This window comes from Streptomyces sp. CNZ301, from assembly GCF_004217425.1.
Map to the genome: position 1 here is coordinate 3763558 of NZ_SHLG01000001.1, position 19156 is coordinate 3782713.

19 protein-coding genes and 1 pseudogene are annotated in these 19156 nt (G+C 69.9%); 8 read left to right on the top strand and 12 right to left on the bottom strand.

From position 1 onward, the window contains the following. Positions 1-70 precede the first annotated feature (70 nt). From EV375_RS16245 to EV375_RS16275, 7 genes are all read left to right on the top strand, one after another. A complete protein-coding gene (locus tag EV375_RS16245; RefSeq protein ID WP_130301893.1) occupies positions 71-628 on the top strand; it encodes a cupin domain-containing protein in 558 nt (185 codons plus the stop codon). Between the two features lie 97 nt (positions 629-725). After that, a complete protein-coding gene (locus tag EV375_RS16250; RefSeq protein ID WP_130300062.1) occupies positions 726-1202 on the top strand; it encodes a rhodanese-like domain-containing protein in 477 nt (158 codons plus the stop codon). Then, the gene (folP, locus tag EV375_RS16255) at positions 1199-2146 is read left to right on the top strand and encodes a dihydropteroate synthase (protein WP_130300063.1); all 948 of its coding nucleotides are present in this window, start codon (positions 1199-1201) and stop codon (positions 2144-2146) included. Before EV375_RS16250 ends, folP begins: the two co-directional genes overlap by 4 nt. After that, a complete protein-coding gene (locus EV375_RS16260) occupies positions 2143-2622 on the top strand; it encodes a nuclear transport factor 2 family protein (protein ID WP_130300064.1) in 480 nt (159 codons plus the stop codon). Before folP ends, EV375_RS16260 begins: the two co-directional genes overlap by 4 nt. A 348-nt stretch (positions 2623-2970) precedes the next feature. After that, positions 2971-3330 (top strand): dihydroneopterin aldolase, encoded by a 360-nt coding sequence (gene folB, locus EV375_RS16265; protein ID WP_486588508.1) that lies wholly within the window; start codon positions 2971-2973, stop codon positions 3328-3330. After that, the gene (gene folK, locus EV375_RS16270) at positions 3327-3923 is read left to right on the top strand and encodes a 2-amino-4-hydroxy-6-hydroxymethyldihydropteridine diphosphokinase (RefSeq protein WP_130300066.1); all 597 of its coding nucleotides are present in this window, start codon (positions 3327-3329) and stop codon (positions 3921-3923) included. The genes folB and folK overlap by 4 nt, the downstream gene beginning before the upstream one ends. A gap of 14 nt (positions 3924-3937) precedes the next feature. After that, positions 3938-4429, top strand: a complete 492-nt coding sequence (locus EV375_RS16275) for a DUF3180 domain-containing protein (protein WP_130300067.1) — start codon at positions 3938-3940, stop codon at positions 4427-4429. An 8-nt stretch (positions 4430-4437) separates the two neighbouring features. On the opposite strand, the gene folE is transcribed toward EV375_RS16275, so the two are convergent. The 6 genes from folE to dacB form a co-directional block, all read right to left on the bottom strand. Further along, positions 4438-5043: a GTP cyclohydrolase I FolE gene (gene folE / locus EV375_RS16280; RefSeq protein WP_130300068.1), complete on the bottom strand. Its 606-nt coding sequence runs from the start codon at positions 5041-5043 to the stop codon at positions 4438-4440. A 120-nt stretch (positions 5044-5163) separates the two neighbouring features. Continuing rightward, complete coding sequence (gene ftsH / locus EV375_RS16285; RefSeq protein WP_130300069.1) at positions 5164-7194, bottom strand: ATP-dependent zinc metalloprotease FtsH; 2031 nt, start codon at positions 7192-7194, stop codon at positions 5164-5166. Positions 7195-7369: 175 nt separating this feature from the next. Continuing rightward, a complete protein-coding gene (gene hpt / locus EV375_RS16290) occupies positions 7370-7909 on the bottom strand; it encodes a hypoxanthine phosphoribosyltransferase (protein ID WP_130301894.1) in 540 nt (179 codons plus the stop codon). 83 nt (positions 7910-7992) lie between these two features. Further along, positions 7993-9078, bottom strand: coding sequence for a tRNA lysidine(34) synthetase TilS (gene tilS, locus EV375_RS16295; protein ID WP_130300070.1), 1086 nt, complete (start codon positions 9076-9078; stop codon positions 7993-7995). 281 nt (positions 9079-9359) lie between these two features. After that, the gene (locus EV375_RS16300) at positions 9360-10490 is read right to left on the bottom strand and encodes a zinc-dependent metalloprotease (protein ID WP_130300071.1); all 1131 of its coding nucleotides are present in this window, start codon (positions 10488-10490) and stop codon (positions 9360-9362) included. Between the two features lie 92 nt (positions 10491-10582). Beyond that, entirely contained in the window at positions 10583-12199 is a 1617-nt protein-coding gene (dacB, locus tag EV375_RS16305; protein WP_130300072.1) for a D-alanyl-D-alanine carboxypeptidase/D-alanyl-D-alanine endopeptidase, read from the bottom strand. A gap of 85 nt (positions 12200-12284) precedes the next feature. Between dacB and EV375_RS16310 the strand changes: the two genes are divergently transcribed. Further along, complete coding sequence (locus EV375_RS16310) at positions 12285-12776, top strand: inorganic diphosphatase (RefSeq protein ID WP_028438011.1); 492 nt, start codon at positions 12285-12287, stop codon at positions 12774-12776. 193 nt (positions 12777-12969) lie between these two features. Here the strand turns inward: EV375_RS16310 and EV375_RS16315 are convergent, their stop codons facing one another. The 6 genes and pseudogenes from EV375_RS16315 to EV375_RS16340 form a co-directional block, all read right to left on the bottom strand. After that, positions 12970-14625, bottom strand: a complete 1656-nt coding sequence (locus EV375_RS16315; RefSeq protein WP_486588509.1) for a threonine/serine exporter family protein — start codon at positions 14623-14625, stop codon at positions 12970-12972. A gap of 183 nt (positions 14626-14808) precedes the next feature. Further along, positions 14809-15066 (bottom strand): annotated as a pseudogene (locus EV375_RS16320) (ABC transporter permease); the annotation flags it as partial. Between the two features lie 31 nt (positions 15067-15097). Continuing rightward, complete coding sequence (locus EV375_RS16325) at positions 15098-15718, bottom strand: PadR family transcriptional regulator (RefSeq protein ID WP_130300073.1); 621 nt, start codon at positions 15716-15718, stop codon at positions 15098-15100. A 106-nt stretch (positions 15719-15824) separates the two neighbouring features. Continuing rightward, positions 15825-16409: a DinB family protein gene (locus tag EV375_RS16330; protein WP_130300074.1), complete on the bottom strand. Its 585-nt coding sequence runs from the start codon at positions 16407-16409 to the stop codon at positions 15825-15827. A gap of 122 nt (positions 16410-16531) precedes the next feature. Further along, positions 16532-17989 carry an aldehyde dehydrogenase family protein gene (locus EV375_RS16335; protein WP_130300075.1) on the bottom strand — a complete coding sequence of 486 codons (1458 nt, stop codon included), beginning with the start codon at positions 17987-17989 and terminating at the stop codon, positions 16532-16534. A gap of 100 nt (positions 17990-18089) precedes the next feature. Further along, positions 18090-18929 (bottom strand): helix-turn-helix domain-containing protein, encoded by an 840-nt coding sequence (locus EV375_RS16340; RefSeq protein WP_486588510.1) that lies wholly within the window; start codon positions 18927-18929, stop codon positions 18090-18092. Between the last annotated feature and the right edge of the window lie 227 nt (positions 18930-19156).

Sequence of the window (19156 nt, forward strand, 5' to 3'; positions counted from 1 at the left end):
GCGCTCTTGGTGAGCGCATGCCCTCGATCACACTTCAGGACGGTTCTCCGTGTCATCCGCATCCTCCGCCATGCCTGTGTCCGGTTCCGAATCCGCGCCCGGAGGGGACCCCGCCGGGGTGACCGGCGGCGCACCCGCTCCCACCGAGGCCGAGCTACTCGAATTCGTCCGGGAGACGGCCGCCGACGCCGGACTCGTCGCCTCGCTCCCCCTCGACCCCGAGGGCCGCACCTGGCTGCGGCTGAACGGGCCCGGCGGCAGCGAGGCCTGGATCATCAGCTGGCCGCCCGGAACCGGCACCGGCTGGCACGACCACGGCGGCTCCCACGGAGCCTTCGCCACCGCCCGCGGCCGTCTCACCGAGCAGTCGCTCGCCACCCGGCTCCCCACCGAGGGGTGGAAGACGCTGGAACTGGCGGACGGCGTGGACCGGGAGCGCGAGCTGACTTCCGGCCGCGGACGCGCCTTCGGTCCGCACCACGTGCACCAGGTACTCAACGAGACCGGGTCCGAGCACGCGGTCTCCGTGCACGCCTACTACCCGCCGCTGCCGCTCATGCGGCGGTACAGCCGCACGGGCGCACTGCTGCGCCTGGAGCAGGTCGAGCGCCCGGGAGAGTGGGAATGACGCACCGCCACGGAAGCACCGGCCCGCGGCTGCGCCTGCCGCACGCCGAGCGTCCCGGGGCCTCACCCGGCCCCGACGGCCGACGGGAGGAGCGGGAATGACCAGCGTTCAACAGCCCGCCGGCGACGGTACGGCCCCGGGGCCCCGGACCCCGAGCCGCGTGGACTACCTGCTGGACTCGGCGCGCTCAGGGCTTGAACGGCTCAGCGCCGAGTCGGCCGCACGCGCCCAGCGCGATCAGGGCGCGCTGCTGGTGGACATCCGCTACGCGGCACTGCGGGAGCGGGACGGCACCATTCCCGGTGCGCTGATCGTCGAGCGCAACGAGCTGGAGTGGCGTCTCGACCCGACCTGTCCGCACCGCTCACCCGAGGCCACCGGTTCGGGCCTGCCCGTCGTCGTGGTGTGCAACGAGGGTTACGCCTCCAGCCTCGCCGCCCGTTCCCTTCGCGACCTGGGGCTTCACCGGGCAACGGACCTCGAGGGAGGCTTCCAGGCCTGGCGTGCCGCCGGACTCCCCGTCACGCCACCCGACCCCCCTCGAGAGGACGCGCGGCCTACGCTGGAGACATGAATCCATCGCGTGGCCGCGTCACCGGACTCCCGGACTGGAACCGCTGTGCCGTGATGGGGGTGGTCAACGTCACGCCGGACTCCTTCTCCGACGGCGGCAAGTGGTTCGACAGCGAAGCGGCGATCAAACGGGGTCTCGATCTGGTCGCCGAGGGCGCCGATCTGGTCGACGTCGGTGGCGAGTCGACGCGTCCGGGCGCGCCCCGTGTCGACGAGGCGGAGGAGCTGCGGCGGGTGCTCCCCGTCGTCCGTGGTCTGAGCTCGGAGAACGTGCTGGTCAGCGTCGACACGATGCGGGCCTCGGTCGCGGAACGCGCCATGGAGGCGGGCGCGGTGCTCGTCAACGACGTCAGCGGCGGCCTCGCCGACCCGGGGATGCTTCCCGCCGTGGCCGCGGCTCAGGTCCCCTTCGTCGTCATGCACTGGCGCGGCCAGTCAATCGACATGAACAACCGCGCGGTCTACGGCGACGTCACCGCGGAGGTCATCGCCGAGCTGCGCGCGAGCCTCGACCGGGCGGTGGACGCCGGTGTCGCGCCGGACCGCATCGTGGCCGACCCCGGCCTGGGCTTCGCCAAGCAGGCCCCGCACGATCTGCGCCTGGTGGCGGAACTCGGCCGTCTGCGCGAGGAGTTGGGCAGGCCGCTGCTGGTGGCCGCCTCACGCAAGCGGTTCCTCGGCCGTGTGCTCGCCGGCGCCGACGGCGCCCCGGTGCCGCCCGCTCGCGAACGTGACGCCGCCACGGCCGCCGTGTCGGCCCTGGCCTCCCGGGAGGGAGCGTGGGCGGTGCGCGTGCACGAGGTACGGGCGAGCGCCGACGCGGTCCGCGTAGTACAAGCCGTGGAGAGCGCCGGGCCCGACGCCGTCACCGGCCCGCCGCCTGACCCCGCGGCCGCGGGTGCCGCGGGCACTTCGGCCACCGACCAGGTGGGGCGGCAGGTGTGAGCCGGGGCGCCCGCACGGACATCGAAGCGGTCGAGGCCGCGAACACCGCCCTGTACGACGCGGTGGAGCACTCCGATCTCGACGCGCTGCAGAACCTGTGGATGGATGACGGGATCAGCGTCGTGCACCCGGGCTGGCCCGTGCTGACGGGCCGTGAGGAGGTGCTTCGCTCCTACGCCCTGATCATGGCGAACACCGACTACGTGCAGTTCTTCCTGACGGACGTCGAGGTTGCCGTCCACGGTGACACCGCCCTGGTGAACTGCACCGAGAACATCCTCAGCGGCGGCCCCGCCGAGGAGGACGGCTCCGCGGGTCCTCTCGTGGGCGGACTGGTCGTCGCCACGAACGTCTTCCGGCGGGCCGAGGACGGCCACTGGAAGGTCTGGTCGCACCACGGTTCGCCCGTCCTCGTCGAACGCGAGGACGATGACGACGACGAGGGCGGCATCGACGACGGCGACGTCCAGCTCTGACAGCGGTGTCCGTGGTGGCGGTCCGCTGAGCCACGACCGCCCCGGCCCGCCCGCCCCATACGCCGCCGCGCGCGCGACCCGGCGCACCCCGGCCGCGTCGGCGCCCGCCTCGGGCGCCCCGGAAGGCACGCATTCGCGCCACTCCGCGTGTGGCCCATAACACTCCTTCGCAGCAGCTCACCCGGAATGCGAGCGTGGAGAGCGGCGCTGTCGGGTAGGCACCCGCCCCGGGCAGGTACCGGTACCGCCCGCGGGTACATTCGGTGCGGCAATGCCCGCGACAGCCGACGGCAGTTGACGACACGCGCCGCACCGCTGTGACCAGGACCGAGGACAGGAGTGATACGCGTGGACCACCTCGCACTGCGGGGCCTGCGTGCCCGCGGGCATCACGGAGTCCTCGAGCGGGAACGGGAGGAGGGTCAGACCTTCGTCGTGGACGTGGAGCTGGGACTGGACACCCGTCCCGCCGCGGGAGGCGACGACCTCGCCAAGACCGTTCACTATGGCGTTCTCGCCGAGGAGATCGTGAGGATCGTCGAGGGGGAGCCCGTCGATCTGATCGAGACCCTCGCCCAGCGGATCGCCGATGCCTGCCTCGCCCATACGCGGGTGCAGGTGGCCGAGGTGATCGTGCACAAGCCGGACGCTCCGATCACCGTCCCCTTCGACGACGTGACCATCACAATCAAGCGGAGTCGCGCATGACGCCGAACAGTGACCCGACCGTACAGCCGGTGCCCGCCTCCGTCGTGCACCAGGTGGACGCGGCAGACACCACGCTTCACAACCCGCAGCGGGCGGTGATCGCTCTCGGCAGCAATGTGGGGAACCGCCTGGAGCGGCTACAGAGCGCCGTCGACGCGCTCGCCGACACCCCGGGCCTGAAGGTCGTGGCCGTCTCACCCGTCTACGAGACGGAGCCGTGGGGCGTGGATCCGGCCAGTCAGCCCTCGTACTTCAACGCCGTCGTGCTCGTACGGACGACGCTGCCGCCCAGCTCCCTGCTGGAGCGGGGACACGCGATCGAGGAAGCCCTCGAACGGGTGCGGGACGAGCACTGGGGGCCGCGCACCATCGACGTCGACATCGTCGCCTACCAGGACGTCGTCTCGGACGACCCGCTCCTGACGCTCCCCCACCCGCGTGTCCACGAACGGGCCTTCGTGCTCGCACCGTGGCACGACGTGGACCCGAGCGCGGTCGTGCCGGGCCGCGGCGAGGTGACGGAGCTCCTGGCGACACTGGGGCGCGAAGGCGTCGCAGCCCGCACGGATCTGGAACTCAGCCTGCCCGAGTAGTCGTTGGGAACCCCGTGAAGGAACTGCGTATCCCCGTTCTGGCGGGTCTCTTCGTCGTGGCCGGAGTACTGGCCTGGGCAGTGGCGCGGCTGTGGAACTCGCTCGACACCCTGCCCGCCGTACCGGTCGCCGCCCCTGTCGTACTCGCGATCATCGCGACGGTGCTGCTCGCCACCGCCCTCTCGCTGCGCGCCCGGCTCAAGGCGCAGCGCGAGCGTGAACCGGGGGCCAAGGGCGTGGACCCGATGATGGCGGCGCGCGCCGTTCTCTTCGGGCACGCCAGCGCCCTGGTGGCGTCGCTGGTCGCCGGGATCTACGGAGGCGTCGGGGTCTTCCTGCTGATGGACCCGTCGGAGGCGCCCGCCCGCAACGACCAGACGATCTACGCCGGGCTGTCCGTCCTGGCGGGGATCGCAGTGGTGGCGACGGCGATCTTCCTGGAGCGCGTCTGCCGTCTCCCCGATGACGACGACAACGACGGCCCGTCGGCCGCTTCGGCGGCCTGAACGCGTTCTCAGCGCAGAATCAGGCTCATCGCCTCGGAACGGGTCGCTGCGTCCCGCAGCTGACCGCGCACCGCCGAGGTGACGGTCTTCGCGCCCGGCTTGCGTATGCCGCGCATCGACATGCACATGTGCTCGCACTCCAGGACCACGATCACTCCGCGCGGGTCCAGTATCCGCATCAGGGACTCGGCGATCTGCGTCGTCAGCCGCTCCTGGACCTGGGGCCTGCGAGCGTAGACGTCGACGAGCCGTGCCAGCTTCGAAAGGCCCGTGATCTTGCCGTCCGCGGAGGGGATGTAGCCGACGTGGGCGACGCCGTGGAACGGCACGAGATGGTGCTCACACGTGCTGAACACCTCGATGTCCTTCACCAGGACCATCTCGTCGTGTCCGAGGTCGAAGGTGGTCGTCAACACGTCCTCGGGACGCTGGTGCAGGCCGGCGAACAACTCCTTGTACGCCCGCGTCACACGGGCGGGAGTCTCCAGCAGTCCCTCGCGGTCCGGGTCCTCGCCGACGGCGATCAGCAGCTCGCGTACGGCGTTCTCCGCGCGCTTCTCGTCGAATTCGGCTGTCGTGAATCCGCTCTCTTCGAGCGTCACCGGATCGGTCATCTGTCGCCTCGTTCCTGGTACCTGCGCATGCAGTCAGCCGCGCCCCTTCAGGTCTCACAACCCGATGGGACGCGGCTGGAATTCCACGGCCCGCTGTGGGCCGCTGCACAGGGACCCCTTCTAGCTCTCCGTCGGATCGGCCGGTTCGATGACGGCTTCCGCCTCGTGCGGGCCGATCTCCTTGCCGCCGCTCTTCTCGAGGCTGGGAACGGAGCCGTTCCCATTGCTCAGAGCGGGCGACGAGACCGGGGGACGCGTGGAAGGCGTGCGCCGCGAGGAGCCGGTCCATGCCGGGCGGCTCGGACGCTTGACGATCGGGGCGAAGATCTCGGCGATCTCCTCCTTGCCGAGCGTCTCCTTCTCCAGCAGCGCGAGAACCAGGTTGTCGAGGACGTCGCGGTTCTCCACCAGGATCTCCCAGGCTTCGTTGTGCGCCGTCTCGATCAGGCTCTTGACCTCTTCGTCCACCAGGCCCGCGACCTCCTCGGAGTAGTCGCGCTGGTGGCCCATCTCCTTGCCCAGGAAGGGCTCGGACTGGTCGGAGCCGAACTTGATCGCGCCCAGCCGCTCGGTCATGCCGTACTGCGTGACCATGGCGCGGGCCGTCGCCGTCGCCTTCTCGATGTCGTTGGCCGCACCCGTGGTCGGGTCGTGGAAGACCAGTTCCTCGGCTGCGCGCCCGCCCAGCATGTACGCGAGCTGGTCGAGCATCTCGTTGCGCGTGGTCGAGTACTTGTCCTCGTCCGGCAGGACCATCGTGTAGCCGAGGGCACGGCCTCTGGAGAGAATCGTGATCTTGTGTACGGGGTCGGAGTTCGGCGAAGCCGCCGCGACCAGGGCGTGTCCGCCCTCGTGGTACGCGGTGATCTTCTTCTCCTTGTCGCTCATGATTCTGGTCCGCTTCTGCGGACCGGCGACGACACGGTCGATCGCCTCGTCCAGATACCGGTTGTCGATCAGCTTCTTGTCGCCGCGGGCGGTCAGCAGCGCAGCCTCGTTCAGCACGTTGCTGAGGTCGGCTCCGGTGAAGCCCGGCGTACGGCGGGCCACGGCACTCAGGTCCACGTCGGGCGCCATCGGCTTGCCCTTCTGGTGAACCTTGAGGATCTCGTGCCTGCCCTGCATGTCCGGCCGGTCGACGGCGATCTGGCGGTCGAACCGGCCGGGACGCAGCAGGGCGGGGTCGAGGATGTCGGGCCGGTTCGTGGCGGCGATCAGAATGACCCCGCCCTTGACGTCGAAGCCGTCCATCTCGACCAGCAGCTGGTTCAGCGTCTGCTCGCGCTCGTCGTGACCGCCGCCCATGCCGGCGCCCCGGTGGCGGCCGACCGCGTCGATCTCGTCGACGAAGACGATCGCCGGGGCGTTCGCCTTGGCCTGTTCGAACAGGTCACGTACACGCGAGGCACCGACACCGACGAACATCTCGACGAAGTCGGAACCGGAGATCGAGTAGAAGGGCACACCGGCCTCGCCCGCGACCGCGCGCGCCAGCAGCGTCTTGCCCGTACCGGGCGGCCCGTACAGGAGCACACCCTTGGGGATCTTGGCGCCGACCGCCTGGAACTTGGCGGGCTCCTGCAGGAACTCCTTGATCTCCTGGAGCTCCTCGCACGCCTCGTCCGACCCGGCGACGTCGGCGAACGTCGTCTTCGGGGTGTCCTTGGTGATCAGCTTGGCCTTCGACTTGCCGAAGTTCATCACCCGGGAGCCGCCGCCCTGCATCTGGTTCATCAGGAACAGGAACACCACGATGATCAGCACGAACGGCAGGAACGACAGCAGCATCCCGACGAACGGGTTCTGCTGCTGCGGCGCGACCGTATAGCCCTTGGGGAGCTCGTTCTGCTCGTACTTGCTCTGCAGCTTCTTGGCGAGGTCGACTCCCTGGGAGTCGATGTAGCTCGCCTTGACCTTGTCGCTGTCCTCGACCTTGGCGCCGTCCTTGAGTTCGAGCTTCACGATCTGCTCGTCGCCTGTCGTGAGCTCGGCGGACTTCACCTTGTCCTGGTCGATCGCCCGGACAATCTGTCCCGTGTCCACCGTCTTGAAGCCGCCGGACGAGCCGACGACCTGCATCAACACGACCACGGCGAGGACGGCCAGCACGATCCACATGACCGGCCCGCGGAAGTATCGCTTCACGTCCATCCATACGGAGCGCGTGCGCCCCGTCCCTCCTGCCACAGTGAGTTGAAAAAAGGCTGACCTTCGGACGGTACCTCAGCATTGTCGCAAGGCGCCGCCGAGGACGGTCAAACAGAACCGGTCCTGCACCCTCCAACGGAGCGCGGTCCCCCATGGTTCCCGCTGGGTGCCGGGGTACTCAGCCGCCGTAGACGTGCGGAGCGAGCGTTGCGACGAACGGGAGGTTCCGGTACTTCTCCGCGTAGTCGAGCCCGTAGCCGACGACGAACTCGCTGGGGATGTCGAAGCCCGCCCACTTCACGTCGATCGCCACCTTGGCCGCGTCCGGCTTGCGCAGCAGCGTGCAGACGTTCAGCGACGCGGGTTCGCGCGAGCCCAGGTTGGAGAGCAGCCACGAAAGCGTCAGCCCCGAGTCGATGATGTCCTCGACGATCAGGACGTGCCTGCCCTTGATGTCGGTGTCGAGGTCCTTGAGGATGCGGACGACTCCGGAGGACTGGGTGCCCGCGCCGTAGGAGGAGACCGCCATCCAGTCCATGGTCACCGGCGTCGAGACGGCACGGGCCAGGTCTGCCATCACCATCACCGCGCCCTTGAGGACGCCGACGAGGAGCAGGTCCTTGCCCGCGTATTCGTCGTCGATCCTCCCGGCCAGCTCGGCCAGCTTCGCGTCGATCTCTTCCTTTGTGATGAGCACCGACTTGAGGTCGGTGCCCATGTCCTTCTCGTCCACGCGTGCCGCTCTCGGTCGAGGTCTCCGGCCCACGCTGCCGCCGGCCGGAGACCGCCCCGGGAGGACGGTCAGCCGGTCGGTGTCGGCGGGGTCTGTGAGCCATGCCGGAGGACAAGTCTGCCACCCTGCCTCGCGGCCTCGACACGGCCCGGCAGATTGATGGCGCGCTGACCTCGCCAGGCCGTGATCAGTCGGTCGACTTCTTCGAGATGGCGGGCGAAGAGCGAGCCCGCCGGGGCGCCCGCGGCGACGGCGGCACGGCGCAGCACGCGGCGGCGTACCGCCGACGGGAGTGCGTAGAGCCGGGCGGTGTCCAGCTCCACCCCGTCCCAGCCGTCGGTGCCCGGCTGGTCGGTGCGTACGGACCTCTCGGCCTGGAGGGCCCAGGAGTCGAGGGCGTCGGCGTCGTCGCGGGAGAGACGTGCGGTACGGGCGAGCGCCTCGACGACGCCCTTGCCCAATGCTTTCTCCAGCACCGGCAGGGCCTCGTGGCGGACGCGGGAGCGGGTGTAGGCGGGGTCCTCGTTGTGGGGGTCGTCCCACACGGGAAGCGACTGTGCGAGACAGGCCTTGCGGGTGGTCTGCCGGTCGATGGTCAGGAACGGGCGGCGGTAGCGGTCACCGGGCCCGGTGACTTCCGCCATGCCGGACAGAGAGCGTGTACCGGAGCCGCGGGCCAGTCCGAGGAGCACCGTCTCGGCCTGGTCGTCACGGGTGTGCCCGAGCAGCACGGCCTTGGCGCCGCAGCGCTCGGCCATGTCGTCGAGGGCTGCGTACCGCGCTGTGCGCGCGGCGGCTTCGGGGCCGGTGTTCGTGCGTCCGATGGTGATGGCGATCGATTCGACGGGATCGAGCCGGAGGGCGGTGAGCCGCCCGGCGACCTCCTGGGCGCGATCGGCCGATCCGGGCTGAAGACCGTGGTCGATCGTCACGCCTCCCGCGCGGAGGCCGAGTCGGGGGGCTTCGAAGGCGAGGGCCGAGGCGAGCGCCATGGAGTCGGCGCCGCCGGAACAGGCCACGAGAACGAGCGGCGGCTCGTCCGGGCTGCGGGTGTCGCCGGCATTCTCACTGACGACGGCTTGCGCGCTGAGGACGTCGTGAAGTGCGCGGCGAACCGCGAGACGTATTGCAGCGACCGCGGGATGGGGACCCATGTCCGATTCACTTCCTCGAAGGAGTCTTGTCACGCTGAGTGTGTTGATGGTGACAGAGATGGGAGTGTTCCCAGAGCATCGCACGCGGAACAGCCATCCTCGGTCCCTCGGACGAGTGATTACCGGGGCTTCCCGTGGTCCGCGCCCGCTCCGGAGAGTAGCCGCCGGGCCCCGGCAGACACAGAGCTCCGGCACCATCAGCACCTGCGCACACGTCTCTCCGGTCGCTGCGGCCCCGCCGGCGCGGGGCCGCAGCGGCCGGATCGCAGGCCTGTCCGGGCTCAGGAGCGCATGCGCGCGATCCAGTCGGCCGGACTGGCGATCTCCGACTTCGTGGGGAGCGTGTTGGGCGACGTCCAGACGCGGTTGAAGCCCTCCATGCCCAGCTCCTCGACGACGGCCCGTACGTACCGCTCGCCCTCTCGGTACTGGCGCAGCTTCGCGTCCAGCCCGAGCAGTTTGCGCAGTGCCTGGTCCAGCCGTCCGGCGCCCTTGGCCCGGCGCTTCTGGAACTTCTCGCGGATCTCCGAGACGCTCGGCACCACCTGCGGGCCGACGCCGTCCATCACGTAGTCGGCGTGGCCCTCCAGCAGCGACATCACAGCGGTGAGGCGGCCGAGGATCTCGCGCTGCGTGGGCGTCTGCACCAGCTCGACGAGCCCGGCCCGGCCGGTCTCCTGCTCCTCCCCCTCCGTGCCCTGCGAGCGGGTGCCGGAGAGGGACTGGGCGACCTCGCGCAGGCGCTCCAGCAGCGTGGTGGGGTCCATGTCGGTCTCGCCGAGGAAGGCCTGGATCTCGCCCTGAATGTGGTCGCGGAGCCAGGGGACCGCTGCGAACTGGGTGCGGTGCGTCTCCTCGTGCAGGCAGACCCAGAGACGGAAGTCGTGCGGGTCGACCTCGAGTTCGCGCTCGACGTGCACGATGTTCGGCGCGACGAGCAGCAGGCGGCCCCCTCCGTCGGCGCCACCGGGAAGCTCGCGGGTCACCGGGGCGAACGTCTCGTACTGGCCGAGCACCCGGGAGGCGAGGAACGACAGCAGCATGCCGACCTCGACGCCCGTCACCTTGCCGCCGACCGCGCCCAGCACGGCTCCGCCGGGGGTTCCGGCGCGGCGCTCCTGCACCTTCTCGAGCAGCGGCGAGAGCAGTTCCCGGAAACCGGCGACATTGGCGCGCACCCAGCCCGGCCGGTCGACGACGAGGACCGGGGTGTCCGTCTCCGACGGGCGGTCGGGCTGCATCCGCGTGAAGCCGCGCACATGCTCCTCGGACGCCTTCGCATGACGGCGAAGCTCCGAGACGGCCGCTCGCGCCTCCTCACGTGTCACTTCGGGGCCCGGCCGTACGAGCCGGGTCGCGGTCGCGACCGCGAGATTCCAGTCGACCATCTCCACACCACCGAGGCTCGTCATGACTTCACGGTACGTGTCAGCGCCGCCGGACGGGAGGCTGCACCGATGGCGCAGGGTGCCTGGGCAGGAGCGTTCCGTGCCTGCTGCCGAGGTCAGCCCTCCGAGGGCGAATCGCGGCAGCCGCAGTTGGCCAGCGCGGCCGCGAGGCTGTCCAGGGAGCGCTGCGCGCCCTTTCCGTCGGTGGTCCCGGACGTCATGAAGGCGAAGGCCAGCAGCCGGCCGTCGGCGTTCACGACGGTGCCGGCGAGGGTGTTCACGCCGGTGAGGGTTCCCGTCTTGGCGCGTACGAGACCTGCGCCCTGCTTGCCCTTGTCGCTGCCGTACCTGCTGCCGAGGGTGCCGGTGAAATGGGCGACCGGCATGCCCGTCAGGACGGGACGCAGTTCGGGGCGATCGGGGTCGGCGGCACGCACGAGGAGGCCGGTGAGCAGCTTGGGCGAAACCTTGTCGCGGCGGTCGAGGCCGCTGCCGTCGGCGAAGCGGGCGCCTTTCATAGAGAGTCCGAGCTTGCCGAGGCGGTGGCGTACGGCCTTGCCGGCGCCCTTGAAGCTCGCGGGCTCGCCCTCGGCGAGGGCGGTCTGGCGGGCGAGGGCCTCGGCGATGTCGTTGTCGCTGTAGGTCAGCATCCGCTCGACGAGCGCGGAGAGCGGGGCCGAGCGGTGCGTGGCCAGCTCCTTCGCCTCGCCCGGCGCCTTGCCCTCCTTGGGCTTGCCCTTGACCTCGACCCCGTGTTTCCCGAGGGCTTCGGCGAAGACCTCGGCGGCGTCCTTCGCGGGCTCGGAGGACCGCGGGGCGGGGCCGTGCGGTGGGGCGTCGCCGTCCCCGCCGTCCCCGGAGGCGCCTTCGAGACGGGCCTCGTCCGCCATGAGCGGGCTCACGGGCGCGAGGTTGTCGTTGGTGCCGATGGAGTGGCGGAGGGGCCCGCTGTAGCGCGAAGTGTCGTACCGGAGCGAGACCTTGCCGGAGCCGTGGTCGCGCAGCCGGCGGGCGGTGTCGCGCGCGAGGCCGCCGAGCGCGGTCGAGGTGAGCGTCGGATCGCCGCCGCCCTGGAGGACGACCTCGTCGGACGCCTTGCCGCGCAACGCCCGCGTGGCGATTCGGTGGTCGGCGCCGCGGGCGGAGAGCGCGGCCGTCGCGGTGGCCAGTTTGACGGTGGAGGCGGGGGTGACGGCGGTACCGGCCTTGGTGGCGTACAGCTTCCGGCCCGTGGCCGCGTCGACGACGGAGACCGCGCGGAGCTTGCCCAAGTCCCCGCCCTTCAGGAGCGGTTCGAGTGTGTCGGCAAGTGCGTCCTCGCTCGGCGGCGGCACTCCTTCCGCACCCGGGCCGTGCGACGGCTTGGCGTCGCGGCCGCCCCCCGCGGCGTCGCTGCGGGCCGCGTCCATGTCGAGTGCGGCGAGCACCTGCGGCGCTCCCGGGGAGCCGTCACCGGTGTGGTTCCCGCCACTTCGCCCTTCCCCGGCGGCTGCCCGCGTGCGCTCCGCCGTACGCTGGCCCGAGTCCCACGGTCCGCTCGTGGCCACCACCGTGACGGCGAGCACCAGTCCGAGTGCGGCAGCACCGGACGTCACTCGTACGGTCTGCCGCTGCTGCGGAGTCGCGGTCCGCCAGTGCTGCCGGATCCGCCGCCCGTGACGACGGGCACGGGCCCGGACCTTCCGGTATGCCCGGATCGCGGTGTCACGCACCTCTGAGGCGGTGTCACGCACCTCGATCAGCCCCTTTCGCGCCCATGTACGTGCGTGGGGGACACTTAATCACCAGATACATGTGCTGATCATTGAGGAGCCTTCCTTGGAGTTCGACGTCGTCATCGAGATCCCGAAGGGTTCGCGGAACAAGTACGAGGTGGACCACGTGACCGGGCGCATCCGTCTGGACCGGCACCTGTTCACCTCGACCGTGTACCCGGCCGACTACGGCTTCGTCGACCACACCCTCGGCGAGGACGGCGACCCGCTGGACGCGCTCGTGCTGCTCGACGAACCCACCTTTCCCGGTTGCATCATCAAGTCCCGCGCCATCGGCATGTTCCGCATGACGGACGAGGCCGGGGGCGACGACAAGCTGCTGTGCGTTCCCGCGTCCGATCCGCGGATGGAGCACCTGCGGGACATCCACCACGTGAGCGAGTTCGACCGCCTGGAGATCCAGCACTTCTTCGAGGTCTACAAGGACCTGGAGCCCGGCAAGTCCGTCGAGGGTGCCAACTGGGTCGGCCGTGCCGAGGCCGAGGCCGAGGTCGAAGCGTCGATCAAGCGGCTTGAGGCCCACGGCGACCACTGAAGCACCGATCCGGGCGCCCGGCGAGACGGGAGCGTACGAAAGGCGTAATCCGAAGGGTGCGTCCCCTGCCGACGGGGGCGCACCCTCGTCCGTGCGGACGCGTGCCCACCGTTGCGGGAGCTCCGTCGCCGGATGCCGGTGGCCGGGGTGGTCGACTGCCGGCTGACTGCTGCCCGCTGCCCGGGTGGCGGTTCTAGAACCCACGGGTGCGCTTGGCCGCGCGGCGGCCGGGCAGCGGCGTCTCGACTCCGGGGCTCTTGATGAACAGGCGGGCCAGCTCGCCGCCAAGATTGACCCCGATGGCGATGGCCAGCGCGAGGGCGACGGCCCTGGACATGCTCAGGATGCCCTCGTCCATGTGTCCCTGGGCGATGTTGAGCAGCCCGAAGTAGATCGCGCTACCGGGCAGGAGCGGTCCGATCGCGGCCGTGATGTACGGCAGCGACGAGGAGAACTGGTAACGGGACATCAACTGCCCGAAGAGGCCGACCAGTCCGGCCGCGGTCACCGTCGCGGGCACCGCGTCGACGTTCACCGGAGGATTCGTCAGCGCCCCGTAGACCAGCCAGGCCACACCGCCGTTGAGCGTGGCCAGGACCACGGTGTGACGTTCCTGCTGGAGCAGCACGCAGAACGCCAGGGCCAGCACCATCGCCGCGAAGAGCTGGAGCACGGGACTGACCGCGCCGTGCGTGTTCTCCGGCGTGAGTTCCGCGCCCAGCTTCGAGCCGACGTAGAGCATCACCAGCACGCCGCCGACGATGCCGACGATGAGGTAGATGACCTCCAGAAGGCGGGCCGCCGCGGTGATGTAGAAGCCGGTCAGGCCGTCGTGCACGGCCGCCACCAGTGCCCGGCCGGGGATCAGCGCGAAGAGACCACCGGTGATGACGGCCGCGGCCTTGAGCTTCGTCTCCTCCTGCGAGTCGACGAGCGCCACCGCGACGCCCATCGCCGCGGGCGGCACCGCCGCGACCGTGAACTGGTAGAACTCCGGCAGCCCGCGCCCCGCGCACAGCCAGGCCAGCCTGTCGCCGAGCATCGCGCCGATCGCCGCCAGCACGAAGACCAGCCCGTCGCCGCCGACGAGCAGGGACGCCGCGCCGGAGAGCAGACCGCTGGCGAGCGTCAGCGCGTTCTTGGAGTACGGGTGGCGGTTACGGCGTATGGCGGCCAGTCGCCGGTATGCCTCCTCCAGCGTGACGTCGCCCTTGGTGATGTCGTCGACGAGCCTGAAGACGGCTGCGAGACGCGTGTAGTCCGTGCCGCGGCGGCGTACGGTCCGGCCGACCGTGACCGGGTCGTCGACCAGCGACGGCTGGTGCGTGATCGAGATCAGCGTGAAGGTGACGGTGGGCTCGCAGCGGTCGAGCCCGAACGCGTGGGCCACCCCGAACATCGCGGCCTCGACGTCCTCGGCGCCCTCGCCGCCGGCGAGCAGAAGTTCGCCGATGCGCAGCGTGAGGTCGAGCACGCGGGGCACGGCGGGGCCCGTCTCCGTGTCCTCGGAGCGGGTGGGCCTCTCCGGCGCGGGCCGCTCCGCGAGCGGCATCCGGATCATGGTGCGCATCCGGTCCTGCCAGGGGCCGCCCGGCTTGATCAGGGAGACCTTGGGAATGCCCTCCGGCGGGGTGAAGGCGCTGCCGAAATCCTGCGGCGGCGACGACAACAGCCCCTCGGGAACGGCGAATTCCGAGCTCGGGTGCTCGTCCTCGGGTACTGGCGGCAGCGGCATGCCCAGGGGCGGTGTGAACGCGCTGCGCACCTCGTCGGCGAGTTGCTGCCGGGCCTCCTCCGAGGAGTCCCCGTTCTCCACCGTCCGGCCGTTGCGCTTCCGCTCCCCGCCCACTTTCTGCCCCCTCCCTGACTTGTCGCATCCGCGGCCTTCGCCCTCCCCCGTCCGCTCCTCCGAAGCATATGGGCGCTCCAGGACGGAAGTCCGGGCCAGGGTGCCCGTGAGGGTGCTTCCCGACACGCCCGGGACGGCGTCGGGGACGGGGCGGAAGCCCGTGTGGTGCGCCGCTGGGCCTCTTCAGCGGCCCAGCGCCCGGTAACGTCGCACGGAGAGCGTGAAGAACACCACACCGAGCACGACCGGCCAGACCACGGCAAGCAGCAGGGCGTGCTCCGTCGCCCACGAACTCCCCTCGCCCCACACAGGGTTGGCGAACAGTTCGCGAACGGCCTGTGCGGTGGCCGACATCGGGTTCCACTCGGCGACCGCGCCCATCCACCCGGGCATGGTGCCGGGCGAGGTGAACGCGTTCGAGAGGAAGGCCACGGGCCACACCGAGCCCATTAGTCAAAGTTGATGAGCTGCTCTATCCGCCGGCGAAGGGATTCCCGGTACCGGGCGGGAGCACGTCGACCTGCCGCTCGCCCTCGCCGGCCATGACGTACGCCCCGTTCTCGAGGCGCTCCACCAGGGCTCGCGCCCACTCCGCGCCGCTGTCGGCGTTGTGGACCCAGAGCTTCATGATCTCGCCGATGTGGCCCCACTCCTCGGGGGTGCTCTCGTCCGGCGCCCAGTGGCGCGTCACCTCCTGCCGCCACTCCTCCAGGGCCGCGATGCGCTTCTTGAGCAGCGATACGGCCTCGTCGCGGGGCAGGTCGACGATGAAGCCGACGCCCGAGGTGAGCACGTCCTGCTTCTCGTCGATGGAGGTGAGCGCGTGGCGCAGCAGCCTCATGAACTCGGCGTCGCCCGCCTCGGTCACCTCGTACTGCGTGCGGGGCGGGCCGCCGGCAGTGCTCGGGGCGGTCTCGTACTGGCGCAGCAGGCCCTGCTTGGCCAGTTGCTTGAGAGCGTGGTAGATCGAGCCCGGTTTGGCGTTGGACCACTCGTGGGCGCCCCAGAACTCCAGGTCGTTGCGGACCATGTAGCCGTGTGCACGCCCGTGTTGGCGCACCGCGCCCAGCACCAGCAGCCGGATCGCCGACATCGTCTCCCTCTCGCACTCCGGCGCGTCGCGCCCGCGTCGCCGCAAGCCTAGGGGGTGTCCCGGACCGGCGGTGCGCGGGCGACGACGCGGGCTGCGGGGCCGGCGGCTACGCCTGCGGTTCGCCCCCGAAGGCCGACCAGTCCGGCTCGGGCATGGCTCCGGTCTCGAAGACGAGGTCGAAGGCGCCCTTGCCGTCGATGCTCTCCCTGATCACGTCGGCGTGCCCCGCGTGCCGTGCCGTCTCCTCGATGAGGTGCAGGAGCGCCCAGCGCCATGAGCGCTTGCCGCCCTCGTCCCACGGGACCCTGGGCGCCTCGAACGTCTCGTTCAGCGAACCGAGGGCGCGGACGGCCGCGTCGGTCTCCTTTGCCACACGGTCGTAGAGGTCGAGCAGCACCTGGACGGTCTCGCCGTCGCCCGGGTGGAAGCTGTCCTCCCACTCACCGGCCGAGGCCGCGTAGTCGAACTCCTCCCCGCCGGCCTGGAGGGTGCGCAGCCAGCCGCGCTCCCCCACCGCGACGTGCTTGAGCACTCCGGCGAGCGAGAGCGCACTGGCCGAGGGGACGCTGCGGGCCTGCTCCTCGGTCAGCCCGTGCAGCGAGCGCCGGACGCCGCCGCGCTGGGCGTCGAGATAGGCCAGGAGCGCACCGCGCTCGTCACCGGGAGCCTCCGACTTCACGACTACGGGCATGGTCGTCACCTTCCGCCAGGAGCCGCCCATTCCGGCGTCTCTCGATGACGGCAACGCTAGGCGGCCTTGCGGCCAGCAACGGTCCTCAAGGGGTGGCGACGGGGCGCCGCTCTCCCTGTGGCTCAGAAGGGGAAGCCGCTGCGGTCGTGCTGGATGGAGATCCACTTGGTGGTGGTGAAGGCGTCCACCATCTGCTCGCCGTTGAGCCTGCCCAGCCCGGAGTTCTTCTCGCCGCCGAACGGGACGATCGGCTCGTCGACCACCGTGGTGTCGTTGATGTGGACCATGCCGGTCTCGATCCGGTCGGCCACGCGCAGACCACGGTCGATGTTGCCGGTGTGCACGGCGCCGCCCAGACCGTACGGGGTGTCGTTCGCGACGCGCACCGCCTCGTCCTCGCCGTCGACCGGGATGACCAGGGCCACGGGGCCGAGGATCTCCTCCCGCAGAGCGGGCGAGCCGTCGGGGAGGTCGGTGAGGATCGTCGGCGAGATGAGGTTGCCCCGCTTCGTGCCGCGTACGAGAGCGGTCGCGCCCTCCGCGATGGTGCGCTCCACGAGCGAGTGGACCTTGTCCGCCTGGACGGGGTTGATGAGCGGCCCGATCTGGGTGTCGGGATCGCGCGGGTCGCCCACCTTCAAGGTCTTCACCTTGGCGGTGAACTTCTCGTTGAACGCCTTGCAGATGCTCTGGTCGACGATGATGCGGTTGGCCGACATGCACACCTGGCCCTGGTGCACGAAACGGCTGAAGACCGCGGCGTCCACCGCGTAGTCGAGGTCGGCGTCGTCCAGGACGAGGAGCGCGCTGTTGCCGCCCATCTCCAGCACCGTGCGCTTGAAGTGCGAGGCGGCGACGGTGGCGACCTGACGGCCCACCGGTTCGGAGCCCGTGAAGGAGATGACCTTCGGCACCGGGTGCGAGATGAAGGTGTCGCCGATCTCGGCGGTGTCGCTGATCACGACGTTCAGCACGCCGGGCGGAAGTCCCGCGTCCTCAAGGATCTTGGCGACCAGCGAACCGCCGCACACCGGCGAGTTCTGGTGCGGCTTGAGGACGACGGCGTTGCCGAGGGCGAGGGCCGGTGTGACCGTCTTCACCGACAGCAGCAGCGGGAAGTGGTACGGCGTGACGACGCCCACGACCCCCACGGGGACGCGGTGCACACGGTTTTCCTTGCCGTCGATCGGGGACGGCATGATCCGGCCCTCGGCGCGCAGCGCCAAGTGGACGGCCTCACGCAGGAATTCCTTGGTCTGGTGGAGCTCTATGTTCGCTTTCAGCCGCGTACCGCCGACCTCGGCGATGAGCGCCTCGCTGATCTCCTGCTCGTTGTCCTCGATGATGCGGATCGCGCGCTCGAAGACCTGCCGCCGCGTGTACGGGTTCGTCTTCGCCCAGTCGCGCTGGTGCCGTTCGGCCGCACGGTAGGCGTGGTCGACCTCTTCGGACGTCGCGACCGTGATGGAGGCGAGCTTGTCGTCGTTGAACGGGTCGAAGTCGATGACGTCCCAGGAGCCGCTTCCTTCGCACCACTGGCCGTCTATGTACTGAAGCGCCAGGTCCGTGAAGTAGGACATGTCATTCCTTCGTGGGGCAGGAACAAGTTGCGCAACGCCGCCTGGGGTTGGCGGACCTGGCACAACTCCCGTACTGGTAGCTGGTCATCGTACTTGCAATTCAGCCGAGCCGGCGTATTGCCTGAAGATGATCGCGCGTGCGCACGGGGGACAGACTGTCCTTCACCAATCGGCTCAACACCTGGTCATAGTGAGCGACTTCATCTTTCTTGTCCAGGTAAAGAGCACTGGTCAGCTGCTCGAGATACACCACGTCGTTCAAGTCGGACTCGGGGAAGCGCAGGAGCGTGAAGGCACCGCTCTCGGCCGGGTGACCGCCCAGCTCGAACGGCACGATCTGCACGATGATGTTGGGGGACTCCGAGACCTCGGCGAGATGGCGCAGCTGGGCGTCCATGATCTCGTGCGAGCCGAACGGGCGGCGCAACGCGGCCTCGTCGAGGATGCACAGCAGCTTCGGGGCGTTCCCGCCGATCAGCAGCTTCTGCCTCTCGACACGGAGGGCGACGCGGCGCTCGACCTCCTCGTACGGGATGTGGCTCTGGTGGCCGGCGGTGACGACGGCGCGCGCGTAGTCCTCCGTCTGCAACAGGCCGTGCACGAACTGCACTTCATAGGTGTTGATGTGGGAGGCGGACCCCTCCAGACCGACATACGTCTGGAACCAGCCGGGCAGCACGTCGCTGTAGCTGTGCCACCACCCGGCTATGCTCGACTCCCTCGCGAGCCCGAGCAGCGGCTCGCGTTCGGATTCGTCGACCACTCCGTAGAGCGTCAGCAGGTCGGCCACGTCACGGGCCTTGAAGCTCACGCGGCCCAACTCCATCCTGCTGATCTTGGATTCGGACGCGCGGATCGAATAACCGGCCGCTTCACGGGTGACGCCGCAGGCCTCTCGGAGGCGGCGGAGCTGAGAGCCGAGCAGGATGCGTCGCACCATCGACCCGCTTGAGCCACTCGCCCCGATTGCGCCGCCGCTCACACCCATTGCCGGTTGTGTCTCCATTTTCGAGGAACCCTTCACCCTGCTCTGAAGGAAGTGTGCCATCAATGCGCTTCGTTGCGTGCCCGGGTGATTACACACGATCGAAAGTCTCGCATGCACGTGCATCTGCCCTTGCATCTGCCGTGGGCATTGGGAACCATAGGCATCGGACAAGTGCACTG

Bases quoted from the DNA above. Each gene is read 5' to 3' on its own strand.
- EV375_RS16340 (WP_486588510.1), bottom strand. From the start codon at position 18,929: ATGGTGCGACGCATCCTGCTCGGCTCTCAGCTCCGCCGCCTCCGAGAG.
- folP (WP_130300063.1), top strand. From the start codon at position 1,199: ATGAATCCATCGCGTGGCCGCGTCACCGGACTCCCGGACTGGAACCGC.
- EV375_RS16300 (WP_130300071.1), bottom strand. From the start codon at position 10,490: ATGACGAGCCTCGGTGGTGTGGAGATGGTCGACTGGAATCTCGCGGTC.
- EV375_RS16335 (WP_130300075.1), bottom strand. From the start codon at position 17,989: ATGTCCTACTTCACGGACCTGGCGCTTCAGTACATAGACGGCCAGTGG.
- EV375_RS16245 (WP_130301893.1), top strand. From the start codon at position 71: ATGCCTGTGTCCGGTTCCGAATCCGCGCCCGGAGGGGACCCCGCCGGG.
- ftsH (WP_130300069.1), bottom strand. From the start codon at position 7,194: ATGGACGTGAAGCGATACTTCCGCGGGCCGGTCATGTGGATCGTGCTG.
- folE (WP_130300068.1), bottom strand. From the start codon at position 5,043: ATGACCGATCCGGTGACGCTCGAAGAGAGCGGATTCACGACAGCCGAA.
- EV375_RS16330 (WP_130300074.1), bottom strand. From the start codon at position 16,409: ATGCCCGTAGTCGTGAAGTCGGAGGCTCCCGGTGACGAGCGCGGTGCG.
- EV375_RS16250 (WP_130300062.1), top strand. From the start codon at position 726: ATGACCAGCGTTCAACAGCCCGCCGGCGACGGTACGGCCCCGGGGCCC.
- tilS (WP_130300070.1), bottom strand. From the start codon at position 9,078: ATGGGTCCCCATCCCGCGGTCGCTGCAATACGTCTCGCGGTTCGCCGC.
- hpt (WP_130301894.1), bottom strand. From the start codon at position 7,909: ATGGGCACCGACCTCAAGTCGGTGCTCATCACAAAGGAAGAGATCGAC.
- folK (WP_130300066.1), top strand. From the start codon at position 3,327: ATGACGCCGAACAGTGACCCGACCGTACAGCCGGTGCCCGCCTCCGTC.
- EV375_RS16325 (WP_130300073.1), bottom strand. From the start codon at position 15,718: ATGTCGGCGATCCGGCTGCTGGTGCTGGGCGCGGTGCGCCAACACGGG.